Raw genomic sequence first — 23,120 nt, 5'->3', positions numbered from 1 at the left:
AGGAGTATCAGGAGAGAATGAAAACACAGCAGTTTGTCGTCATCGGTCTGGGGCGTTTCGGCTCAAGCCTAGCACTGGAGCTTATCGATTTGGGGTATGAGGTGCTCGGAATCGACAAAAACGAAGAAGTCGTCAGCGACATGAGCGAATATTTGACGCATGCGGTCGTGGCGGACGCCACGGACGAGGAGGTGCTCAAGTCGCTCGGCATCCGCAATTTCGACTGCGGCATCGTCGCCATCGGCGACGATATCCAGATGAGCATTCTGGCTGCGATTTTGCTGAAGGATTTGGGCGTGCGCACCGTCGTGGCCAAAGCGATTTCGGTCCTTCACGGCCGCGCGCTGGAGAAACTGGGCGTCGACCGGGTTATTTTCCCGGAAAAAGACATGGGCATCCGCGTCGCCCACCAGCTCGTGACGCCGAACCTGCTCGACTACATCGAGATTTCCAAAGAATACAGCATCGTCGAAATGAAGGTGCCTGAAACGCTCGACTGCAAAACGTTAAGCGAGATCAACACCCGGGCCAAATTCGGCTGCAGCATCGTGGCGATTCATCGCCAAGGAAAGGTGATCGTGGCCCCGACGGCGATGGACCAGCTTCGGGCCGGCGACATCATGGTCATCATCGGCGCCAACGACAACATCGACCGCTTCGAAAGCGAAGCCGTCAATGCAGACTAGGATGTGAGTAGGTACATTGGAAACCCAGACGACGGAAATCATTCATCATATTTTAATCCTGCTGCTCTTTATCATTACCGTCGGGATGCTGGCCGGAAGGCTGGCGTCCTGGCTTCGTTTGCCCGACGTCGCCGTGTTTATCGTCGCCGGCATGGTGCTTGGAAGAGGGCTGCATCTAATCAACGCCGAAAGCAGCTCGCTCATCAATCAGCTCATTTTGACGGCGGGCTCCGCTCTGATTTTGTTTGACGGCGGCCGGAACCTGAGTCTCGGCGGGCTGAAAAAGGTCTGGATTACCCTGTCACTGCTAAGTGTTCCGGGCGTAATCATCACGACGGGCATCGTGGGCGCGGCGGTGCATTTTTTGTTCGGGCTCGATTGGATTTTTTCTTTTCTCGCGGCCGCCGTCATTGCTTCGACCGACCCGGCCTCCATCATCCCCGTCTTTAAACAGGTGAAGATCAAAAAGCGGGTACGGGAGACGGTCGAAAGCGAATCGGCCTTTAACGACGCGACCGGATCCATCCTTACGTTTGCGCTGCTGGCTGCGGTGACGGGCGGAACATCGCTGCACATCGGCGGCATGGCTTGGGACTTCGTCAAAACGGCCGCCGGCGGCATCGCCGTCGGAGCAGTCGTTTCGGTCGTCCTGACCTATCTGGTGGCGCATTTCCGCCTCGGCGTGCTGAAGGATTACACGACGATCGCGATGATCGTCGTTGCACTTTCTTCCTATTTAATAGGGGACATGCTCCATGTCAGCGGATTTATGGCTACGTTCGTCGCCGGACTGATCTGGGGCAACGCCGATGCGATGGGATTGTCGATGGACGACAAGCTGGAGGAAACCGGGGCGTTTGCCGACAATACGAGCATCATGATGCGGATGCTCATCTTTATTTTGCTTGGCAGCCAAGTGAACTTCCAAACGCTCGGGGACTATTTCTGGCCTAGCCTGGCGGCGGTGCTTGTGCTGATGTTCGTGGCCCGGCCGGTGACGATCCTGCTCTGCGCGCTGCCTGACCGGAAGGTGAAATGGTCCTGGCGCGAGCTGCTGTTTATGATGTGGGTGCGCGAAACCGGGGTGATTCCGGCGGCGTTGTCCGGCATGATCGCCGGTCTCGGCGTGGCGCATGCGGGAACGATTTCGGCGATGACGTTTATGGCGATCATGCTGACGATTTTGGTTCAGGCGAGCACGACCGGGCTTGTCGCCCGCAAATTGGGCCTTGAAGTCAAACCGGGCGCCAATCCGGCTGCCGAATGAACGACAAGGACGGCATCAACCGTTTGGAAAGCTGTCATATTGGTTAAAAAAAGCTGCCTCCGGCTGCAGCGTAGCTGCGGCCGGAGGCAGCTTTTTGTTTTTCAAGATGCTGTTGTCAGCGTCAACCCGAAAGCAAGCTTTAACGGGGATATTGCGATTCGCGGAACATGGATTTGACTTTCGGCCGATGCCGGAAAGCTGGAGTTAGCGTGCTTAAACCGGGAAACAGGCTGCTGTGCTTACGAATGATGATGCTGCCGGGCAAGCTGGCCAAAGATCGATTTGGTTTCTTCCACCCAACGCTTGGCGCCGGCGCTGAGCCCGCCACTGTCCGGATAAATAAGCGAGGTTGTGCGCCGGGTTTCTTTTAGGGCGGGAATATGGATCGTGGCGAGGTCGTTATCGTCGAGCAGCTGGCTCCGCAAATACGACTTCGGCAGCAGCGCGGCGGCTTTGCAGGCGGGAAGCAGACGGACGATCGCTTCGAACGAGTCCATCTCCATCCGGATGTCCGGCACGACGCCGGCGCGGTGAAAAAGATCGTCCGTAAGTTTACGGTACCACGTTCCGGTTGAAAATATAATCATAGGCAGGCCATGCAGCATTTCCATCCCTACGTCGTCCTTTTCGAGAAGCGGGTGGCTTTTCGGGAGAACGAGCTCCAGATGGTCGTCGAACAATGCGGTACAACGCAGTCCGGGTTCCTCGATGGCCGAGGCCACGATGCCTGCGTCGACTTTTTTGTCGCGCACGGCGGAGACGATCTCATGCGTTTTGCCCGTGATCAGCTTCAGTTCCGCCGTCGGGTGTTTTTCCATGAAAGCGGTCACGAGCGGCGGCAGGGTCGTCTGCAGGGTGGTGAGGCTTGCGCCGAGCGTAACGGAGATTTGGTCGTCTCCTTTATATTTGGCGATCAGCTGCATAAATTTCAATTTCTGCTGCCGCTGCTCCAAAGCGAAATTGTAGGCGGTTTGCCCGAAGGCGGTAAGCTCCAGCCTTTTGCCGCGCCGGTTGAACAGGCTGACGCCCAGCTCGTCCTCGAGCTTCGTAATTTTTCGGGACAGGGCGGGCTGCGACAAATTCAGAATTCGGGATGCTTTGTTCAAGCTGGACTGTTCGACAATCGTCGCAAAGACGTCCAAGTCCTCGAACATCCGATTCACCTTCCTTACCGTGGAATGAAGATCAGCGTTTATACATATGCATAAAAATTATAATGATTAATAATTATATTGCAATTCCATTATAAGATAAAAAAGAGTAACATGAAAAGTGCCACAAGTTGTTCACACTTTTGCGTGCGAACTTCTGTGAAATGTCGGAAAATGAAAAATTGAAAACGTTATAATGTGAGAAAGGGGCACGTCAATCTATGAATGGTTATTATTCCAGAAAGCTGCATTCGCTTCTTGGAGTCATTCCGCTCGGCTTGTTTTTCATCGAGCATGCGCTGACGAACTTCGGCGCGTTCGAAGGAGGGCTCGCGCGTTTTAACGCGGGCGTCAAGCTGATCAACGATCTTCCGCTTCTCTGGCTGCTCGAGTGGGGGCTGATCTACCTTCCGCTGATTTACCACGGCGTGTTCGGTTTGTATATCGCTTACCAAGCCAAGCCGAATAACGGGCGCTTCCAGTATTCGCGCAACTGGCGTTACCTGTTCCAGCGCATTACGGGCGTGATCACGTTCGTGTACATCATTTGGCACGTGTACGAAACCCGTATCCAATTGGCGCTCGGCAACATTACCCATGAACAGCTGGGAAGCACGATGCACGACATCTTCGTTCAGCCGGGACTGTTCATCCTGTACTTGATCGGCGTCGTATCCGCGTCGTACCACTTCGCCAACGGTCTCTGGTCTTTCTTCGTCAGCTGGGGCATCACGGTCGGACCGCGCGCGCAGCGCGTATCGTCTTACATCTGCATGACGCTGTTCGTCCTCGTGAGCGTGATGCTCGTGTTGTCCATGATCGCGTTCCGCGGAGCGGAATTCCAGCAAGCAACCGCATGGCTTGATACCGTAAAGTCAGTTCTTAGTTAAGGAGAGTGAGCAAAAATGGCAGCAAACAACATCATTATCGTGGGCGGCGGCCTGGCCGGCTTGATGGCGACCATCAAAGCGGCGGAAGCGGGCGTCCATGTTCACCTGTTTTCGCTTGTTCCCGTTAAAAGATCGCACTCCGTGTGCGCGCAGGGCGGAATTAACGGAGCCGTCAATACCAAAGGGGAAGGCGACTCCCCATGGATCCATTTTGACGATACCGTCTACGGCGGGGACTTCCTTGCCAACCAGCCGCCGGTCAAAGCGATGTGCGAAGCGGCTCCGGGCATCATTCACCTGATGGACCGGATGGGGGTCATGTTTAACCGGACTCCCGAAGGTTTGCTTGATTTCCGCCGTTTCGGCGGAACGAAACACCACCGTACGGCATACGCGGGCGCAACCACCGGCCAGCAGCTGCTGTATGCGCTGGATGAGCAGGTGCGCCGGCATGAGACGGCGGGGCTCGTCACGAAACACGAGAACTGGGAGTTCCTTCAAGCCGTCATCGATGACGAAGGCGTGTGCCGCGGCATTGTTGCGCAGGACCTTCGTTCGATGGAGATCCATACGTTTGCGGCCGACGCGGTTATTCTGGCCAGCGGCGGTCCCGGCATCATTTTCGGCAAAACGACCAACTCGGTCATCAACACAGGGACAGCCGCAAGCGCCGTGTACCAGCAGGGCGTACATTACGCGAACGGGGAATTCATCCAAATCCACCCGACGGCCATTCCGGGGGATGACAAGCTGCGCCTGATGTCCGAATCCGCCCGCGGCGAAGGCGGACGGATCTGGACGTACAAGGACGGCAAACCTTGGTATTTCCTTGAAGAGAAATATCCGGCTTACGGCAACCTTGTTCCGCGGGATATCGCAACGCGCGAAATTTTCGACGTGTGCGTCAACCAGGGGCTTGGCGTCAACGGCGAAAATACGGTTTACCTCGACCTGTCGCATAAAGATCCGAAGGAGCTGGACGTCAAGCTTGGCGGCATCATTGAAATCTATGAAAAATTCGTCGGCGACGATCCTCGCAAAATCCCGATGAAAATTTTCCCTGCCGTGCACTATTCCATGGGCGGCATGTGGGTCGACTATAACCAAATGACCAACATTCCTGGCCTGTTTGCGGCCGGCGAATGCGATTACCAATACCATGGCGCCAACCGCCTGGGCGCGAACTCGCTCGTTTCCGCGATTTTTGGCGGCATGGTGGCCGGCCCGAAAGCGGTCGAATATATCAAAGGTTTGAAGAAGTCCGCGGCGGACGTGTCCTCCACCGTATTCGACCGGTACAAAAAACAGCAGGACGACAAATACGAAAACATCCTCAAAATGGACGGAAACGAAAACGCCTATGTGCTGCATAAAGAGTTGGGCGAATGGATGACGGCGAACATGACCGTGGTTCGTTACAACGACAAGCTGGAAAAAACGATCGGCAAAATCAAAGAGCTGAAGCAGCGGTACAAAAACATCAACATCAACGACAAATCGCGCTGGAACAACCCGGGAGCGTCCTTTACCCGCCAGCTGTGGAACATGCTTGAGCTGGCCGAAGCGATGACGCTTGGAGCGCTGCTGCGCAACGAAAGCCGCGGCGCGCATTACAAGCCGGAATTCCCGGACCGCAACGACGAAGAGTTCCTGAAAACGACCAAAGCGACGTGGACGCCGGACGGACCGGAAATTTCCTACGAGGCGGTAGACGTGTCGCTCATCCCGCCGCGGATTCGCGACTATTCCAAAGACAAGTAAGAAGGGGGATTTGACATGGCGGAACAAACTGCTTCTACCAAAAAAGTGAAGTTTATCATTACCCGTCAGGACAGCCCGGAATCGGCGTCGTACGTCGAGGAATTCGAGCTTCCTTATCGCCCGGGAATGAACGTAATCAGCGCGCTGATGGAAATTCAGCGCAACCCTCAAAATACCAAAGGCGAAAAAGTCGCCCCGGTATGCTGGGAATCCAACTGTCTCGAAGAGGTTTGCGGCGCCTGCTCCATGGTGATCAACGGCAAACCTCGCCAAGCTTGCGCGGCGCTGGTCGATAAGCTGGAGCAGCCGATCCGCGTGCAGCCGATGCGGACGTTCCCGGTCGTACGCGACCTGGTCATCGACCGCAGCCGGATGTTCAACGCTTTGAAACGCGTTAAAGCCTGGATTCCGATCGACGGCACGTACGATCTGGGTCCCGGACCGCGCATGGCCGAGAAAAAACGCCAATGGGCATACGAGCTGTCCAAGTGCATGACTTGCGGCGTTTGTCTCGAAGCCTGCCCGAACGTCAACGACAAGTCCGACTTTATCGGGCCTGCGGCGATTTCCCAGGTTCGTTTGTTCAACGCCCATCCGACGGGCGAAATGAACGCGGACGAACGGCTGGACGCCTTGATGGACGACGGCGGCATCGAAGGCTGCGGCAACTCGCAGAACTGCGTGCGCTCTTGTCCGAAGGGCATTCCGCTTACTACGTCCATCGCGGAAATCAACAAGCAGACAACCAAGCATTTGTTCAAAAAATGGCTTAGCGTGTAACGCGAAGCTGGAGATGCAAGCCCCACCGTCTTTGCAGGAAGCTGCAGGACGGCGGGGCTTTTTAACGTGATGGAATGATTTATTAGTTACGATCATTAACTTTATGCAACCCTTCTCTTATTCAGAGGAGGGTTATATGTTTTATAAGGCGCGCCAAAAGATAAAGCTTGGTCGAGTTTTTTCTTTTGTTCAGTTCGGCTGGCAATGGGAAAAGGCTTCCTCTCCCCGGGAAGATGTGTGACGCAACTCCTGCCGCGGGGTAATGCAAATTAAGCAACCTTTCGGCAAGCAAAAGCTTACGGCTTTGAGAGCGGGAGGAAGGTGCAGCGCCGGACCCGGATCCGTGGCGGGCGGGAGGTGTTCGATTATGACATGGTGGATGTGGCTTTTGAATGTGGCTGGCCTGTTGGCGCTGATGGCCGTTTTTTACAGGCTGGAGAAAAAATGGACGAGCAAGGCGGTGCTGCTGGCGCCGGTCATCATCTATGTGCTCGTGTCGCTGGAGGATTTGTTCGGTTTGATCGACCTGATGAACATCGTGCCGGGCAGCGGGGGGATGAGGGCGCTCATATTGCTGTTTTGCCTGGCCTCCGTCATTTTTTACGTGCTCTACATTTTTAACGGAATTGCCGAATCCGCGCTGAAAAAAAGGAGGTCCTACATGAAGACGCTGCTGATTCGAATCAGCGCGGCGGCATTGATGTGCATTTGCTTTTTTACCATTATTTATACGTCCATATACAAGCTGTTCGGGCAGGAAGCCTTCGACGGGGAAAATATCGGCAGCGATCTCGTGAACCAGCTCATTTCCTTTCTTTATTTCAGCGTGGCGACCTTCGCAACCGTCGGGTACGGCGACATTTCCCCCGCCGACAGCACGGCCAGGCTGGCGGTTATTATGGAAATTTGCTTCAGCTTCATTACCGTGGCTTATGCCTTGTCGATGCTGACCGAATTCCGGCGGATTTTCAGCCCGAGTCCCGACGACAAGCTGCCGGAGGAGTTGTAGGGAGCGATTTAGCCATTAAGGCTTCATCAGCTTGCGCAGCAGCTTGAGCCCGTTTTTGGAAGACGGGTAGCGGAACGTGATGTCAAAACGATTGGTCTGCTTCAGCACGCTTTTGTAATGCGTAAAGGTGTCGAAGCTGCCCTTTCCGTGATACGCGCCCATGCCGCTTTCGCCGACGCCGCCAAACGGCAGGTACGGCGTGGCGATATGCATGAGCGTGTCGTTGACGCAGCCGCCGCCGTAGGAGATGCTGCCGACAACCTTCTCCTGGGTGCCGGGCTGCTGCGTGAACAGGTACAGCGCAAGCGGCTTGGGACGGCCGTTAACCATGTCCACGGCTTCCTGAATGTCGTCGTATTCCAGCATCGGCAAAATCGGGCCGAAAATTTCTTCCTGCATGACGGGCATATCCCACGTGACCTGATCGAGAAGCGTAGGTTCGATTTGCAGGCGCTCCGGCGCCGTTTTGCCGCCGGCGGCGATGCTGCCGTCCTGCAGAAAGGAAGCAAGCCTCTTAAAATGCTTCTCGGAGACGATGCGGCCGTAAGACGGGTTGGACAACGGATCGGCCCCGTAGAGCTCGCGGATGGCTTCCCGCAGATGCGAGACCAGCTCTTTTTTGATGCTGCGGTGCACGAGCAAATAATCCGGGGCGATGCAGGTTTGGCCGGCGTTCGTAAATTTGCCGAAAACGATGCGCCGCGCCGCAAGCTTCAGCTTCGCATCCTGATGTACGATGCAGGGGCTTTTGCCCCCGAGCTCCAGCGTCAGCGGAATGAGCTGCTTGGCTGCGGCCTGCATGACGATTTTGCCGACGTTGACGCTGCCCGTAAAAAAGATGTAGTCCACCGGCTGGGTGAGCAGCTCCTGGCTTGCTTCCGGACCGCCTTGTACCACGGCCACGTATTCCTCGTCGAAAATGCCGCCGAGAAGTTCGGCCAGCAGCGACGACATGGCGGGGGTCAGCTCGGAAGGTTTCAACAAGACGGTGTTTCCGGCCGCCAATGCCCCGATCAGCGGGGATACGGCCAGCTGGTACGGATAATTCCACGGGGCTATGATGAGCGCCGTGCCGTAAGGCTCGGCAATGACCCGGCCTTTGCTGCCGATATGGGTTAACGCGGTTTTGACCTTTTTGGGCGCCATCCAGCGGCGCAGATGTTTGATCGCAAAAGCCAGCTCCGCGTAGACAATGCCGATTTCCGTGGAGAAGGCTTCGAATTCGCTTTTATTCAAATCTTTTTTCAGCGCGTCCATTATGTTACTCTCGTTCGCGGCCAGCGCCTCCCTCAGCTTGTTGAGCTGGCGCAGGCGGTAGTCGTAAGAGCGGGTCTGGCCGCTGTTGTAAAAATGTTTTTGTTTCTGAATCAGGTTTGACATGGTATCGTTAGACATAGGGATTCATCCTTTCCCGTTCATCTGATGATTCGATCGAAACGAAATATGAAGCCGCAAGTTTTTCTTATCATATCAGAAAGAATAAACTACAGAGCTATTGCTTCCTGATATTGCAAGAAAAACGACCTTTAAACGCGGTCTGTCTTCTTAGAGGTTACGTCGATAGACGCTTTTCTTATCATATCATCGATAGACGTTTTTCTTTATTTTTATTATACAGGGAGTAACCAGCCGATGAAAAACAGCCGAAAATCCGGCAGGATGACGCGAAGGGCGTTTTTGAAACGCTCGGGAGCGGCCATTTTGGGCGCCGGCATGCTGGCCGGGGGGTACGCCTGGCTATGGGAACCAAGGCAGCTTGACGTCGTTCGGCAGTCCTTCCGCTGTCCCAGGCTCCCCGTCGTTTTTGACGGTTTGACCATCGCGTTGTTCAGCGACCTGCACCTCGGGTTTCATACGCATGAAAGCGATATGGCAAGGTTGGCCGAGGCGATCGAAAGCGAGTCGCCCGACCTTGTCCTGTTTACCGGGGATGCCGTGGATTCCCGCACGGAGGCCATGCGCGACTATCTTCCGCTGCTGGCTTCCATGAACGGGGCGCTGGGGAAATTCGCGATTCTTGGCAACCACGACTATTTGGGCGATGCGGATCGGATCGCGGATATGCTGGGAATTTCGGGATTTCATGTGCTGCGGAACGCGCATGGCCTTGTCAAACGCCAAGGGGAGGCGATCGCCATCGTTGGCCTGGAGGACGGGATTATGGGCTCGCCCGACCCCGTTCAAGGATTAAGCGGCGTTCCTCACGGACTGTTTACGTTATTGATGATGCATGAACCCGATTACGCGGACACGGCCGCGGGTTATCCGTTTGATATGCAGTTGTCCGGACACAGCCACGGGGGGCAGGTTCGTCTTCCGTTGCTCGGAGCCGTGCTGACCCCGCCCGGATCGAGGCGTTATATAATGGGAACCTATGCGATCGGGGAACGTTCTATGCCGCTCTACGTCAATCGGGGCATCGGCGAAACCCATTTGCCTATCCGTTTCCTGTGCAAACCGGAACTGACGATTATCACGCTGAGATCAGGCAAAGCCTGAATTGCCCCATGATCCGAAAAAGGAGAGGATCCGGAAATGATTGCGGAAAAATTTCATTTTTCGCCCGTGTTGGCGGGAGAAAGCCTCACGCTCCGGCAGATCGAGAAAAAAGATGCCCCCGCGTTGCTGGCGATCCTCTCCGATCCGCTGGTGGCGAAATACGTCACGCAAGGGTCGATGTTCAGCTTCGGGCGTTCCCGCCGCGTGGCGGCGGAGCTTTTGAACGACGGCCGCCCGGATTCGAAGCATTACGGGATATGGATTCCGGAGTCGGACGTTCCCGTCGGGGTCGTGTCCTTGCAAAACTGGAGGCAGGAGCAAAAAGACGCCATGATCGGCTACATGATCGACCGCAGGTTTTGGCGGCGGGGACTGGCGACGGAAGCCGTGGCCGTGCTGCTGCAATATGTTTTTTGCGGACTGCGGCTGCGGCGGGTCGAAGGCCGGTGTCATGCCGTTAATGCCGCCTCGGAACGCGTCATGCAAAAAAACGGCATGGTGCTGGAACGAACGTTTATCCATAAGCGGATGTTTTTTGCGGGACCGCTTGAGATGAAAATATACAGCCTTACGGACCGGCAATTTGAAGCCTGTCGTTCGGGCGTTCAACGCGAGGGTAAGGACTGAAAGGAGATTAAGTGCAGCAAGTGAAGGCAGAAACATGGTTTAAACATCCGGCAGGCATTTTGATCAGCTCGGCGGGGGCCACCCTGCTATGGGGAAGCGCGCTGCCTGTCATCAAAATAAGCTACGAGCATTTTCGGATCGATTCGAAAAACGTATTCGGGGAGTGGGTGTTCGCGGGTTACCGTTTTGCGCTGGCGGGGCTTCTGCTGATGCTGCTGGCGATGCTGATGGGACACGCCCGCGGCCAGGGCCGCAAGCCGCTTTCGTTGCCCCGTCTCGTTCGTCTAGGCTTGATCCAGACATTTTTGCAGTACCTCGTGTTGTATGCGGGACTCAGCTACAGCTCGGGCATCGAGGGCTCCATTTTGGTAGGCTCCACGTCGCTTTTTCAAATTTTGTCCGCCCGGCTCATGGACAAGTCGGAATCGTTGAATCCGGCCAAATGGTTTGGCCTGCTGCTCGGCTTTTTCGGCATTTTGGTCATGGGATTCGCACAGCAGGGCGTGCAGTTCCATTTCGGCATCGGAGCGGTCCTGCTGCTGGCTTCGGCCGCTTTCGGCGGATTCGGCAACGTGCTTTTCCGCAAGGAAAGCGCAGGCGAATCCGTCATTGCGCTGACGGGAAAACAGATGCTGATCGGGGGCTTGGCGCTATTGGCCGTCGGAGCCGTCCGGAGCGGGGTTGCGCCGTTCCATTTCGACGCCAAAGGATGGCTGCTGCTTCTTTACCTTTCCGTGCTTTCGGCCGCAGGATTTGCGCTGTGGAACACGGTCATGAAATATAACGCGGTCGGAAAAGTATCCTTATATTTGTTCCTGATTCCGGTTTTCGGCGTTCTGCTGTCGGCGGTGCTGCTGGACGAACGCGTGTCGGCCTGGATCGGGCTGTCGCTTGGGCTGGTCGTTGCCGGCATCATTATCGTGAACCGCTCCGGTCAAGCGGGAAAAAGGAAAGCTGCCCGCGCCGAAAGCGCTGAAAGAGAAATGTAACGGGGGACCTGTTTTGTAACATAATTGAAATATTGCTGTTATGCGTCTCTAACAGAGACGGGGTACACTTATTGCATGACCCCCTTTTTGAAAATATAAATGATGTTTTGAGGACCCGCTCGTGACGGGTCCATTTTTTTTTGTTTTGGACGGAAAAGGCTACAGCGGCACGCTGATTTTTTCCTTGTTTTTAAAATAGACCCATTCCTTGAAGCCGATCTCTTTCAGGCGCGCGGCGACCTGATTCAGCTCATCCGCAACCCGGGAAGGCTTATGCGCGTCCGAGCCGAACGTGACGTCGACGCCGAAATGGCAGGCGCGCTCCAGAATCGAATCCGACGGATACCAGCCGCCGCTCAGCTTGGTTTTGCCCGAAGTGTTGATTTCGATCGCCACCCCGTGTTCCGCAATGACCTGCAGCGTTTCGTCCATCATGCGTTCCGCGGGAATATCGGAAAATGCGGGATAATTCCCTTTCATGGCGTCGATGTGGCCCAAAAATTGAAACAAGCCGCTTCGCGCCGAATCCTGGATCAGCCGGTAGTATTCTTCCTTTACTTCGATTTGCTGCTTATCGTTTAATTTTTTCCAACGGTTTTTGTTGAAAATGCTGACGCCGCCGACGCTATGCACCGACCCGATAATGTAGTCGAACGGATAATTGGACAGCACCTTGCGGTAGGTTTCGAAGTGTTCGGGAAAATAATCCGACTCGATGCCAAGCAGCACGTCGATTTTGCCCGCATACTCTTTTTTCAGCTGCAGCACCTCTTCGACGTAGTTCGCGATTTCGGATTTTCCCATGGCGATAGCCGGAAACGCCTGCTCCGCTTTTTCCCCGAAATAAGGGGTGTGGTCGGAGATGCCGATCGCTTGCAAGCCGGCGGAAACGGCGGCCTCCACATAATCGCGGATCGTTCCGTCCGCATGCCCGCAGCGGAAATGGTGGGTATGAAGATCGAATTTCATCGTATGTTCTCCCTTCGCTTGAAATTGGCGTCCGAACTTATTCGGAGCTGATGAACTGGGTTTCGGGCATGCCCTTTAAGTCGCTTAGAAACTGCTGCATGGCGGAATTGAGATATTTTCCGGATTTGTAAATCAATCCGACCGGATGGCTGACCTCAAGCTCCCTGAGCGGGATGATTTTGAGGGTGCCGTGACGCAGCTCGCTGGCAACCGATTGCTTGGACATAATGGCGGCGCCAAGGTCGATTTCGACCATCCGTTTGATTTCCTCGCTGCTTGACAGCTCCATGACCACGTTAGGGACAATGCCGTGTTTTTTGAATATTTCGTCGCTGAACCGTCTGCCGACCGTATCCTGCGACAGCAGAATGAGCGGCGTGTCCTGAAGGACGTCCGTCGATACCGTCGTTTTGCGGGCAAGGGGGTGCCTTGGAGAGACGATCAGCTCGAAAGTGTCGTAGTACAGGACGGACGTAATCAAATTGGGGTTGCGTTCAATCAAATAACCGATGCCGACATCGATTTGGCCGTTTTCAACGCTCGTATAAATTTGGGAGGAGGCCATCGATTGGATCGACGTTTTGATAAGAGGGAACTGGTTTTGAAAATAGGAAAGCACCCTCGGCAGGATTTGGATCGCGATGGAGGTCGTCGTGCCAAGAACGATATGTCCCTGCGGGATTTGATCCAGATCGGACAATCGCTGCTTCAGCTCTTCCACAACGGCCAGAATCCGCTCGGCGTGTTCAAGGAACACCTGCCCGCGGTCGGTGAGCGTAACCGGCTGATTTCGGTCGACCAGAACGGTTTTGAACTCATCCTCCAGGCTTTTGATTTGGGCGGATACCGCAGGCTGGGTCAAATTGAGCAGTTCTCCGGCTTTGCGGAAACTCATCGTCTTTGAGATGGTAATCAGTGTCTCCAGTTGACTGATGTTCATGCAGTTCCTCCTTAGACTTTATTTGTACCCTGAACGGAGCTTCGACCAAAGTGTATATCCTTTAATTATATGGGATTCCGAAAGCGTCGGCAATGCCGCGCGGGCGCGGGTTCCGGGCTTGCAGCCAAACGTGGGCGGTTCTCTCAAAACAAAAAAATGAGCATGCAAATTTCGTCATGGTATTCAAAATTATGCCTAAAGGACCGATATACATATCAGGATTCGGGCTCGCGATTTCTTAAATAGGAAAAAGGAATTAATCATAAGGGCAATTATACCCTAGTTATTCAAGCGAATGTGAATTTTTGGTGATTTATTGAGTGGTTTCACGTATAATTGGTTCAAACGGAAATGGGACTTTTGGAGCGTAGTGCTGCCATCTAGCTGGAAGGGGTGTTTTACATTAATGAAAGCGGAGGTTATTAATCCTTTTCTGGAATCCGCGCGGCTTGTCATTGAGCAGGTGATACAGGTATCCCCTTCGACGGGAAACCTTGGGGTAAAGACGGTCGAATTCATTCAGGACCATATTTGGATTCAAATCGGAATGACCGGACAGTTGAACGGAAATATTATGTTCGGCATTCATGAGAGCGTTGCGCTCCGGATGGTTTCCGTCATGATGGGCGGATATGTTTTGACGGAAATGGACGAGATGGGGCAAAGCGCGATTTCCGAGCTCGGAAACATGATTAGCGGCAATGCGAGCACGATCTTGTCCAATCAGGGCGTCAGCGTCGACATTACGCCGCCGAAGGTGGTCAAAAGCGAGCATGTGATTTCGGCTTCTCCGCAGAAAGCGCTCAGCATCCCGCTGTTAATGGACGGAATCGGGGAACTTGACATCCAGGTCATGATTTCATAGGAAAAATTCTTTTTACCTGCAGCGATTTCCTCCAAACGGCTGTTTCTGCTATCTTTAGAAGAAAGGCAAAAACGGGAGCGCGGCGGCGAACCGCCACGCGCATCGCTTAGGAGGATCTGGAAACCATGTTGAAGGATAAAGTCGTGTTGATTACAGGGGCTTCAAGCGGAATCGGCCTGTTGACGGCGCAAATGCTCAGCGAAAAGGGGGCCGTCCCGGTTTTGGCGGCGCGCTCCGAAAGCAAGCTGGCCGAAGCCTCCGGCCGGATCGCCGGAAAACACGGGATTCGGGTGCTCGACGTGACCAGCGAAGAAGAGGTCAGGCAGACCGTAGAAGAAACGATACGGGACTTCGGAGGAATCGACATTTTATTGAACAACGCGGGGTACGGCAAATTCGAAGCGGCTACGGACATGCCTTCCGAAGAATTCGGGCGGATGATGGACGTGAACTATATGGGGACCGTGCGCTGCACGAAGGCGGTGCTTCCCCATATGCTTGAACGCCGCAGCGGGTTGATCGTCAACGTCGCGTCCATGGCCGGCAAAATCGGCACCGCCAAGTCGACTGCCTACACGGCGACCAAACACGCGGTGCTCGGATTCAGCAACGCCTTGCGGCAGGAGCTGCGCGGCACGGGAGTCGCGGTGTCCACCGTCAATCCGGGCCCGATCGATACGCCTTTTTTTGATATCGCCGATCCTTCGGGAGGATACGTAAGCAGCGTAAAATGGCTGATGATGAAACCGGAACATGTCGCGCGCAAGATGGTGCGGCTGATGGAAACGGGCAAGGAAGAGCTGAACCTGCCGCTCAAGGCTGCCGCGGCCATGCGATTGTACCAGCTGTTCCCGCGCCTGTCCGACAGGCTTACATACCGCATGATGAATAAAAAATGACAGGCCGGCTCGGGAAAGAGCCGGCTTTTTTGGATCTATAGAGCATTTTATGATTTCCGGTGTCCCCGCCAAGCATCTGAATCGGCTTTGAAGCCATAGCCTTACTTTTCGGGGGAATTATATGCCGCCGGTCCGGTCTGAAATTAATTTTTTGGTGCGGAGGCTCTTTTATCATATAATGGATAGGAATGACTTAGATAAAAGGATGGAATATAATGAACGCAACTTCGTTTACAGCGCTGGGCATTGAACAGTCATTGATAAACAGCCTTTCGGAATACGGAATCACGGAACCGACTCCGGTGCAGGCGGAGGCCATTCCCGCCATTTTGCGGGGAGCGGACGTGCTGGCCCGTTCGCAGACGGGGACCGGCAAAACGTTGGCCTACCTGCTGCCGATCCTGCAGGGCATCGACGCCGGCCGGAAAGCGGCGCAAAAGCTGGTGATCGCCCCGACGCAGGAGCTCGCCATGCAGATCGTCAGGGAAGGCGAAAAATACGGACAAGACCGCGGCATCGGCGTGCTTGGACTGATCGGCGGTGCCGCCCTGAAGCGCCAGGTGGAAAAGCTGAAGCAGCATCCCCAGCTTCTCGTCGGCACGCCGGGAAGGATCCGTGAGCTGATCGAAATCCGCAAGCTGAAGATGCATGAAGTGAATACGATCGTCGTGGATGAAGTGGATCAGGTGTTTCAGCTTGGCGGCGCGGCGGACGTGGATCGCATACTGCGCAGCGCCCTTCGGGACCGTCAGCTCGTGTTTTTGTCGGCGACCGTCAGCCCGGAGACGGCGGCGCTGGTCAAACGCGAGATGAACGCTCCGGTCGAGATCGGCATCGATCCGGACCAATCTACGGCCAAAGGCCTCGAGCATTTTTATTTTGCGGGCGAAGAAAGGGATAAAGTGGAGACGCTGCGCCGCGTCCTCCGCCACTTTAATCCGAAAAAAGCGATTGTGTTCGTCAATCAGACGGAAACGATCGCGGAAGTACAGGCGAAATTGAATTATTTGGGCATTTCGGCGGAGGCGCTGTATGCGGACGCGGATAAGCTGAGCCGCAGCAGGGTGCTGTCCGGGTTCCGCGGCGGCAAGTTCAAAGTGCTGGTTGCGAGCGACGTGGCCGCCCGCGGTCTCGATATCGAAGAGCTCGAGATGGTCGTGAACTATGATCCGCCGGCGGATGCCGAGCATTACGTGCACCGTGCGGGACGTACCGGACGCATGGGTCGAAGCGGCCTGGTTCTCTCCATTGTAACGTACCGGCAAATTTTCATCATGAACAAATTTGCGAAGGAGCTCGGCATTCCGCTGGAAGAGCGCCGGCTGTACGGCGGCAAGGTGTTGAAGCCGGGGGCGGCGCCCGGGGGGCGGGGACAGTCCGGCACCAGGAACTCTGCGGACAAGGGACCGAATGCCAAAATCGCTGCGGATGCTTCAGGCAACGGCTCAACAAGAGACGCAGCGGTCAGGGAGGAGACGCGCAGGCCGTCCGGACCGGGCAAAAGCAAAAGCGAACCTGCCCGCGGCGGCAAGCCGCCGGCTCGAAACGACAGCCAGCGGGAGCGCGACCGGAAAAACAAAGGGGCTCCCAAATGGCTGAAGGACAAAAAACGCCCTTGACGTAAAAAGCGGTATTCGGCATTTCATGGAGGTGTTGCAATGAACGGAAATACGGTATTGGATATTCAAGGCTTAAGCGGGGGCTACAGCATAAACCGCCCCGTGCTTCACGACATATCCTTTCAGGTTAACCCGGGCGAAATGGTCGGTTTGATCGGTTTGAACGGCGCCGGAAAAAGCACGACCATGAAGCATATTCTCGGGCTCATGAACCCCCAGAAGGGGGAGATTCGGGTACGTGGGAAAAAGCGGGAGGAGGATGCGGAAACGTATCACGGCTCCTTGGCTTTCGTCCCGGAATCCCCGCTTTTGTACGACGAGATGACCGTCCGCGAGCATCTCGAATTTACGGCGAGAGCTTATAACGTTCCGCGCAGCGATTACGAGGAACGTGCGGACAGGCTGTCCCGCATTTTCCGGATGCAGGACAAAATGGACAGCCTGTCCACGCATTTGTCCAAAGGGATGCGGCAGAAAGTCATGATCATGTGCGCTTTCGTGGCCCGGCCGTCGCTGTATATCATCGACGAGCCGTTTCTCGGGCTTGATCCGCTCGGCATCCGGTCTTTGCTGGATTTTATGGTTGAATTGAAGGAAGGGGGCTCGTCCATTCTGCTGAGCTCCCATATCCTTTCGACGATCGAGAACTACTGCGACCGGTTTGTCGTGCTGCATCAGGGAAGCGTCATCGCGCAAGGGCCGCTGGAAGCGATCGAAGCGCAGGCGGGAACGGCCGGGGCAGGGCTTGAAGAAATGTTCTATACCCTCGTGCAAGGCAGGGATTGACAATGGACCTGATGAAATTAAGGGCGGAACGCCGCAGCCGCTTCTGGGGAAAAGAAGTGCTGCCGTACCTCGGTTACGTTTTCCAAAGCGGTGTGGCGGTGCTTTTCATGTTTGCGCTGATCGCCTTTTCGGCATGGTATACGGCTTTCGTTCAGCATATTCCTGCCGGACTGCCGATCCGCTGGATCATGCTGGTTTTGTTGGTGCCTTTGACGGTAAACAGCAGCTTTAGAACCTACCTGGTTCCGGCGGACAGCGTTTTCCTGCTGCCCCAGGAATCCCGGATGGCAAGCTATTTCAAAGGAAGCTGGATCGGCGGCGTCGTTTACAAACTGCTGGTTTTAGCCATCATCTTTCTTACTTTGTGGCCGCTATACGTTCGCAGCGATGTCAATCCGAAGCCCTTTTGGCTGTTCCTGATCGTTCTGGTTGCGCTGAAGCTGCTGGCCAGCTACGGCTGCTGGAAAGAGCTGCGGATGGTTTCACGGAAGGCCGCGTTCGCGTACAGGCTGCTGCGTTACGTCGCGCTTGCGCTCTCCGTGGCCGCTTGGATGTGGCAGCCGGCGGGGCGCAGCTTGATCTTTATCGCGCTGCTTGCGGTCACGTATCTCGCCGCGCTGCGCATCCCGGCCAAACATCCCGTGGCATGGGAGAGGCTGATTGCCCAAGAAAAAGTACAGGTCGGACGCGTGCTGATGATCTTGGGCTGGTTCGTCAATGTCCCGGGCAGGGAGCAGCGCGTTTATGCGCGAAAATGGCTTTCCTGGGCCGGAAACGGCATCCCGTGGAAACCGGAAACGGCGTACCGGTACCTGCTCGTCAAAAGCTTCGTGCGCAGCGACATTTTGGGCATCGTGCTTAGGGTCGGCATATTGGCGGCGTTTTTGGCATGGTGGCAGCGGGGCGGCATCGTCGGCTCCGTCATCTATTTGTTTTTCGTATTTTTGGCAGGGGTTCAGCTGTCGTCGCTGCTGCGCTTTCACAGCGAATCCTTTTGGCTTCACGTATATCCGATCGCGCCCGGCAGCCGCAGAAGCAATGCGGTCAAGCTCGCGTTTCAAATTCAGCTGCTGTTTGCGGCCGTAACCTGGCTTCCGCTGCTTGGAGCGGGGCCCGGCCGTTTCGGCGCCGTCTTTATGACGCTGGCGGGCGGGATCGTCCTCTGTTTGCTGTTCCGTTTTTTTGCCGACAGAAAAAAAGCGTCCGACGATGAAGACGAAGATTGACGGAATTTCACATCGAAATAAAAAGGCATAGGGCCGGGAGAATCCCGGCCCTATGCCTTTTCGTAATTTTATGCTTGATCCAAGGATGCGAGATCAGATCCAGAAAGAACGGGTGATGATGACCAGAAGGATGAAGAGAACAAGGATTGCACCCGTGTTATGAAACAACCCGTGACAACCGTATCCGTACGCGCCTCTTACTTCTTCGCTCATTGTTCATTCCCCTTTACATTGGATTGTTTTGACTTACACCGTATCATATGTCTAGGGGGATATCCGTGCTTGGGCAATCACCCGTTCCGGGATAAAAAACAATTCCCTGGATCATGGACCGTTATGATAAACGCGTTGCTATTTCCGCAAATCGAGTATTCCCTTGTGCACCAGATCAAACAGATCTTCGAGGTATTCTTCCTCGATGCAGGAAAACGCGATGCGAAGGTCATGCTCGCCGAGCGCGATCGTTCCGACACCGTATTGATGAAGGATGTGCGTGCGCAGCTCTTCCGCGGATACATCCTTCAGCTTCAGGCACATGAAGTAACCCGAATTGAACGGATAATAGTCCCACGCGTCCCCGTATTTTCCGCTGTCGAGCAGCGTTTTGACTTTATTGGCGCGGCCTTTCATGATTTGGAATTTTTCTTCCTTCTGCGCCTGAAATTCCGGCGATTTAAGCGCATCGAGCACAAACGTCTGCGAAGGATGGGAGCAGCTGGAAACGGTGGCGCGGATGATGCCGAGCGTTTTTTGCTCCAGCGCATTCAGCACGTCTTTGTTTTCGGAAGCATAGGTGATAAACCCGACGCGGAAGCCCCACACGAATTCTTCCTTGGTGGCGCCGTCGACTTTGACGGCGAGGACCCGCGGATGAAGACCGGCCAGCTTGCCGAACAACGACTCCTTCAGGGAATCTTCAAAAAAGAGCCCGAAATAAGCGTCGTCCGTGACCACGACCACGTTGATGCCTTCTTCCGCCGCTTCCTTGACGGCCGCAACGATTTCTTCCCCTTCTTTAAGCCCCGGGGTGTATCCCGTCGGGTTGTTCGGGAAGTTGAGGATCACGATCGCTTTGCCTTTGTCCTTTTGCGCAAGCAGCGCCTCGCGCAGGCCTTGGCTGTTGAACGTCATTTCGTCCGTAAAGAGCGGATAATTGACGATGTCCGCGTGGCGGCGGATGCCGAAGGTCAGCTCATAGTTCTCCCAGTTTTTGTCCGGGAAAATGACGGCGTCCCCTTCATCGACGAACAGGTCGGCAACGATGCTGAGGCCGTGCGTCAGCGCGTTGGTCACGATCGGATTGCTGACCGATTTCCCTTCCAGGGAAGGATTTTCTTCCTTCATTTTGGCAAGCCAGGCGGCCCGAAGTTCGGGTTTGCCGGCAGGAGGAGCGTAAGGATAAAGATCCTTCGGCTGATAGGCGGACAGCTTGCTTTGGATGACGTCCAAATGCATCGGAATGCCGCCTTCCGTCGCGATGCCGATCGTCGCGTTGTATTTTTTGGCATGGCCGGCGGCTTCGGCGGATTGGCTCAAAATGCCTTCCTTCGGAAAATAGATTTCTTTTCCCAGCGTGGACAGCATGTCGTGCACATGCGGATTGCCGGATTTGATGCTTTCGTTCAATTGTTCAGCAGGTCGGTTTACCATGTCTTCCATCCTTCCAAATCGGTTGTAATGTCGGAAATGAAGCGGGATTTCCATGTAAGGTTTCCGTATTAACTGCCTAACATTATATCATTTGCAGCAGGAGCCGTCACGGCAAAAGGAGCTTTTTATACCGGGCGGTCATTCATTTATTTCCGAATTTCTGCCCGGCGTCCCCCTTTTCTTTTTGGGTTCGGCCGGAGCGCTGACGCGGATCAGTTCGGCTGTTTCAAGGTCGCGACTGCCGCCCCGGGACGAAAGCCCGCAAAGCACCCGGTTCCTTTCGTCATCCGCCAGGTTTTGCCCGAATTTGAATTTGGCGGTAACCAGGTCCGGTACGATCTTGACGACGGCCACGTTGCGCAGCCGCGGGGCGTAGGCCGGGTTGGCGGGATCGATCGGATCATAGCCGCCTTCCGGTTGGAGTTTTTTCATCAGCAGCGTGAACACCGCCGCTTTCTCTTGCACATCCGTTACAATTTCTGCCCGGCCGCTTGCCGTGACGCTTTTGAAATAAGTCGTTGCCGGACAGGCCAGGTTCGGGTCGGTGAAATAGGAAGGGATGACCGCATATTCATCGGCCACGCTGAAGCTGACCGCCGGATTCGCTTTTAGGTGGTCTATTTTTTCGCCGATCCGGCTGCCGTGAAAATAAAAGATGCCCTGATCGTACACGAAATTGAGCGGCGTAACCCGCGGGCGCCCGTCTTCCGAGACGGTGCCGAGAAAGCCGAAGCTCATCCCGGACAAGAACGCATCGATTTCCTTTTCCTCGGTAACGGTGAATTCATTTCTTCTCATTTTATTTTCCCCCACTATCTTTTTTGCCGTTTTGCATGACGTCCGATGTTCGGTCCGCAAAAGCTTTTTGTCAGCATAACGGACGCATTGACAACAAAAAAGATCCAATTTAGATTAAATTTTATAGTCCAATGTTGCACGTTGTTTAGAAAAGAGGCTGACAGGATGGAATTGACGCTCCATATGCAGGCATATCTCGACCAATACCGGTTCAAATATCTGGCGCTTTACCATGCTTTGCGGGAGGCCATTCAGGACGGGCGTTTGCCGGGCGGCATGAAGCTGCCGTCGACCCGGGAGCTGGCGGAACAGTACGGGTTGTCGCGCGGGGCGGTCGCCCAAAGCTACGACATGCTGATGGCGGAAGGATACGTTCATGCCGAAACGGGCAGGGGAACCTTTGTTACTGACGCAGGCTATTCCCCCCGGCAGGCGGAGAACATAAAGGAATCGCCGATCAGGCTCTCGAGATGGGGCGATCGTCTGCTTCACCTCCCGGCTGCGCCTTTGGAGCAGGCAAAACGGGCGGACATCAGCTTTATCAATCAGCCGCTTGAAATGAGCCGGTTTCCGTATGAAGAATGGCGGAGCGCGCTTTCCCATGCAGGGGGGCCAAAAGGAACCGGACTGCAGCACAAAGCGCCGCCGGAAGGCGACGGGCAGCTGCGTGAGGCGATCGCTTCCCATTTGCGCGTGACGCGGGGCATCATGGCCCGTCCGGAGCATGTCGTTCTATTTAACGGTTCGATGCAGGCCATCGTGCTGCTGTTTCAGCTGCTGATGAATGAAGGAGAGGCGGCAGTCGTGGAAAATCCGGGGTTTCACGGCATCCGTAGGGCGATTGGAGCCTGCGGCGGCAGAGTCATTCCCGCAGCGGTCGACCGCCAAGGAGTACGGCCGCAGGAATGGGACGCGGGGATTCTGTTCGTGACGCCGAGCAGGCAGTATCCGACGGGAGCCGTACTCAGCCTGCAGCGGCGGAGACAGCTTCTCGAGTGGGCGGAGCGGCATGATGCGGTCATCATCGAAGACGATTATGACAGCGAATTCCGTTTTGGAGGACGTCCGATCGAGCCGCTGAAGACGCTTGACACTCAGGAACGCGTCATTTATATCGGCTCCTTCTCCCAGACGATGTTCCCCGGGCTGAGGCTCGGGTATGCGGTCCTGCCGGAAGGGCTGGTTGCGGCTGCCGTACGCGCCAAATCGCTGTATGAGCCGATGTCGCCGGGGCTGCTGGAACAGCGGGCGTTAGCCAGGTTTATGGCCAAGGGCAGCTATAGGCGTCATTTGCGCAGGCTGACCCGGCTGTACGGGGCGAGACACCGCCAATTCTGGAACTGGATGCACGAAATGGCCGGCGGGCTTTTCGAGCTGATGCCCGGCGACGCAGGATTGCACGTGTATGCGAACTGGCTGAAATCGCCGGAGGAGTTCGGGGCGTTCTGCGAAGCCGCAAACCGAAGAGGCGTTTATTTCCGCGATGCCCAGGCGTACTGGATGGACCAGGGGCCGCCGGCCGCCTGTTTCGGGTTCGCCCATCTGACGGAGGAGAAGATGGAGGAAGGCATCCGCAGACTTGCGCTTGCATGGCAGGATGTGCAAAAATTCTCGTGAAGGGGTATCATGGAGATAGATTTTTGAAAAACACCGCCGGCATGCGGCTCTCGCTTATGGAAAATACGGCGATCAACGTTTTTCTTGTAAAG

Annotated in this window: 22 protein-coding genes; 15 read left to right on the top strand and 7 right to left on the bottom strand. The window is 55.2% G+C overall.

Going from position 1 to position 23,120, the window contains the following annotated elements; translation table 11 throughout:
* Positions 1–17: 17 nt before the first annotated feature.
* On the top strand, positions 18–686 hold the full coding sequence (locus RJP21_RS24290) for a potassium channel family protein (RefSeq protein WP_310861604.1): 669 nt from the start codon (positions 18–20) through the stop codon (positions 684–686).
* Positions 687–702: 16 nt separating this feature from the next.
* Positions 703–1,953 (top strand): cation:proton antiporter, encoded by a 1,251-nt coding sequence (locus tag RJP21_RS24285; protein WP_310861603.1) that lies wholly within the window; start codon positions 703–705, stop codon positions 1,951–1,953.
* Between the two features lie 239 nt (positions 1,954–2,192).
* Here RJP21_RS24285 and RJP21_RS24280 read toward each other — a convergent pair whose 3' ends face one another.
* Complete coding sequence (locus RJP21_RS24280; RefSeq protein WP_160043817.1) at positions 2,193–3,107, bottom strand: LysR family transcriptional regulator; 915 nt, start codon at positions 3,105–3,107, stop codon at positions 2,193–2,195.
* 218 nt (positions 3,108–3,325) lie between these two features.
* Here RJP21_RS24280 and RJP21_RS24275 point away from each other — a divergent pair, with 218 nt between their 5' ends.
* From RJP21_RS24275 to RJP21_RS24260, 4 genes are all read left to right on the top strand, one after another.
* Complete coding sequence (locus RJP21_RS24275; RefSeq protein ID WP_310861602.1) at positions 3,326–3,994, top strand: succinate dehydrogenase cytochrome b558 subunit; 669 nt, start codon at positions 3,326–3,328, stop codon at positions 3,992–3,994.
* A 15-nt stretch (positions 3,995–4,009) separates the two neighbouring features.
* Entirely contained in the window at positions 4,010–5,755 is a 1,746-nt protein-coding gene (gene sdhA, locus RJP21_RS24270; RefSeq protein ID WP_310861601.1) for a succinate dehydrogenase flavoprotein subunit, read from the top strand.
* 15 nt (positions 5,756–5,770) lie between these two features.
* The gene (sdhB, locus tag RJP21_RS24265) at positions 5,771–6,535 is read left to right on the top strand and encodes a succinate dehydrogenase iron-sulfur subunit (protein WP_310861600.1); all 765 of its coding nucleotides are present in this window, start codon (positions 5,771–5,773) and stop codon (positions 6,533–6,535) included.
* Between the two features lie 367 nt (positions 6,536–6,902).
* The gene (locus tag RJP21_RS24260) at positions 6,903–7,544 is read left to right on the top strand and encodes a potassium channel family protein (RefSeq protein WP_160043821.1); all 642 of its coding nucleotides are present in this window, start codon (positions 6,903–6,905) and stop codon (positions 7,542–7,544) included.
* Between the two features lie 15 nt (positions 7,545–7,559).
* On the opposite strand, the gene RJP21_RS24255 is transcribed toward RJP21_RS24260, so the two are convergent.
* Positions 7,560–8,939, bottom strand: coding sequence for an aldehyde dehydrogenase (locus RJP21_RS24255; RefSeq protein ID WP_310861599.1), 1,380 nt, complete (start codon positions 8,937–8,939; stop codon positions 7,560–7,562).
* A gap of 237 nt (positions 8,940–9,176) precedes the next feature.
* Here RJP21_RS24255 and RJP21_RS24250 point away from each other — a divergent pair, with 237 nt between their 5' ends.
* From RJP21_RS24250 to RJP21_RS24240, 3 genes are read left to right on the top strand one after another with little or no spacing between them, the layout of a single operon-like run.
* On the top strand, positions 9,177–10,043 hold the full coding sequence (locus RJP21_RS24250; protein ID WP_310861598.1) for a metallophosphoesterase: 867 nt from the start codon (positions 9,177–9,179) through the stop codon (positions 10,041–10,043).
* A gap of 36 nt (positions 10,044–10,079) precedes the next feature.
* Entirely contained in the window at positions 10,080–10,670 is a 591-nt protein-coding gene (locus tag RJP21_RS24245) for a GNAT family N-acetyltransferase (RefSeq protein ID WP_310861597.1), read from the top strand.
* A gap of 11 nt (positions 10,671–10,681) precedes the next feature.
* The gene (locus RJP21_RS24240) at positions 10,682–11,659 is read left to right on the top strand and encodes a DMT family transporter (protein WP_310861596.1); all 978 of its coding nucleotides are present in this window, start codon (positions 10,682–10,684) and stop codon (positions 11,657–11,659) included.
* A 159-nt stretch (positions 11,660–11,818) separates the two neighbouring features.
* On the opposite strand, the gene RJP21_RS24235 is transcribed toward RJP21_RS24240, so the two are convergent.
* A complete protein-coding gene (locus RJP21_RS24235) occupies positions 11,819–12,628 on the bottom strand; it encodes a histidinol-phosphatase (protein WP_310861595.1) in 810 nt (269 codons plus the stop codon).
* A gap of 37 nt (positions 12,629–12,665) precedes the next feature.
* Positions 12,666–13,568 carry a LysR family transcriptional regulator gene (locus RJP21_RS24230; RefSeq protein ID WP_160043825.1) on the bottom strand — a complete coding sequence of 301 codons (903 nt, stop codon included), beginning with the start codon at positions 13,566–13,568 and terminating at the stop codon, positions 12,666–12,668.
* Between the two features lie 406 nt (positions 13,569–13,974).
* Between RJP21_RS24230 and RJP21_RS24225 the strand changes: the two genes are divergently transcribed.
* The 5 genes from RJP21_RS24225 to RJP21_RS24205 all read left to right on the top strand — a co-directional run bounded on the left by RJP21_RS24225 (position 13,975) and on the right by RJP21_RS24205 (position 18,963).
* Positions 13,975–14,433 (top strand): chemotaxis protein CheX, encoded by a 459-nt coding sequence (locus RJP21_RS24225; protein WP_310861594.1) that lies wholly within the window; start codon positions 13,975–13,977, stop codon positions 14,431–14,433.
* Positions 14,434–14,558: 125 nt separating this feature from the next.
* The gene (locus RJP21_RS24220; protein WP_160043828.1) at positions 14,559–15,332 is read left to right on the top strand and encodes an SDR family NAD(P)-dependent oxidoreductase; all 774 of its coding nucleotides are present in this window, start codon (positions 14,559–14,561) and stop codon (positions 15,330–15,332) included.
* 215 nt (positions 15,333–15,547) lie between these two features.
* Positions 15,548–16,951, top strand: coding sequence for a DEAD/DEAH box helicase (locus RJP21_RS24215; RefSeq protein WP_310861593.1), 1,404 nt, complete (start codon positions 15,548–15,550; stop codon positions 16,949–16,951).
* A gap of 39 nt (positions 16,952–16,990) precedes the next feature.
* Entirely contained in the window at positions 16,991–17,737 is a 747-nt protein-coding gene (locus tag RJP21_RS24210) for an ABC transporter ATP-binding protein (RefSeq protein WP_160043831.1), read from the top strand.
* A gap of 2 nt (positions 17,738–17,739) precedes the next feature.
* Positions 17,740–18,963 (top strand): ABC transporter permease, encoded by a 1,224-nt coding sequence (locus RJP21_RS24205; RefSeq protein ID WP_310861592.1) that lies wholly within the window; start codon positions 17,740–17,742, stop codon positions 18,961–18,963.
* 93 nt (positions 18,964–19,056) lie between these two features.
* Here RJP21_RS24205 and RJP21_RS24200 read toward each other — a convergent pair whose 3' ends face one another.
* From RJP21_RS24200 to RJP21_RS24190, 3 genes are all read right to left on the bottom strand, one after another.
* Positions 19,057–19,176, bottom strand: coding sequence for a YjcZ family sporulation protein (locus RJP21_RS24200; protein WP_212958675.1), 120 nt, complete (start codon positions 19,174–19,176; stop codon positions 19,057–19,059).
* Positions 19,177–19,314: 138 nt separating this feature from the next.
* Positions 19,315–20,613: an aminotransferase class I/II-fold pyridoxal phosphate-dependent enzyme gene (locus RJP21_RS24195; RefSeq protein WP_310861591.1), complete on the bottom strand. Its 1,299-nt coding sequence runs from the start codon at positions 20,611–20,613 to the stop codon at positions 19,315–19,317.
* A gap of 138 nt (positions 20,614–20,751) precedes the next feature.
* On the bottom strand, positions 20,752–21,411 hold the full coding sequence (locus RJP21_RS24190; RefSeq protein ID WP_310861590.1) for a pyridoxamine 5'-phosphate oxidase family protein: 660 nt from the start codon (positions 21,409–21,411) through the stop codon (positions 20,752–20,754).
* 165 nt (positions 21,412–21,576) lie between these two features.
* Between RJP21_RS24190 and pdxR the strand changes: the two genes are divergently transcribed.
* Positions 21,577–23,028 (top strand): MocR-like pyridoxine biosynthesis transcription factor PdxR, encoded by a 1,452-nt coding sequence (pdxR, locus tag RJP21_RS24185; protein ID WP_310861589.1) that lies wholly within the window; start codon positions 21,577–21,579, stop codon positions 23,026–23,028.
* Positions 23,029–23,120 lie beyond the last annotated feature (92 nt).

The organism is Paenibacillus sp. VCA1 (assembly GCF_031583795.1).
Taxonomy (GTDB): Bacteria; Bacillota; Bacilli; order Paenibacillales; family Paenibacillaceae; genus Paenibacillus_AQ; species Paenibacillus_AQ albilobatus.
The sequence above is the reverse complement of the archived record's forward strand: the minus strand, read 5'-3'. Positions and strand labels throughout refer to the sequence as shown.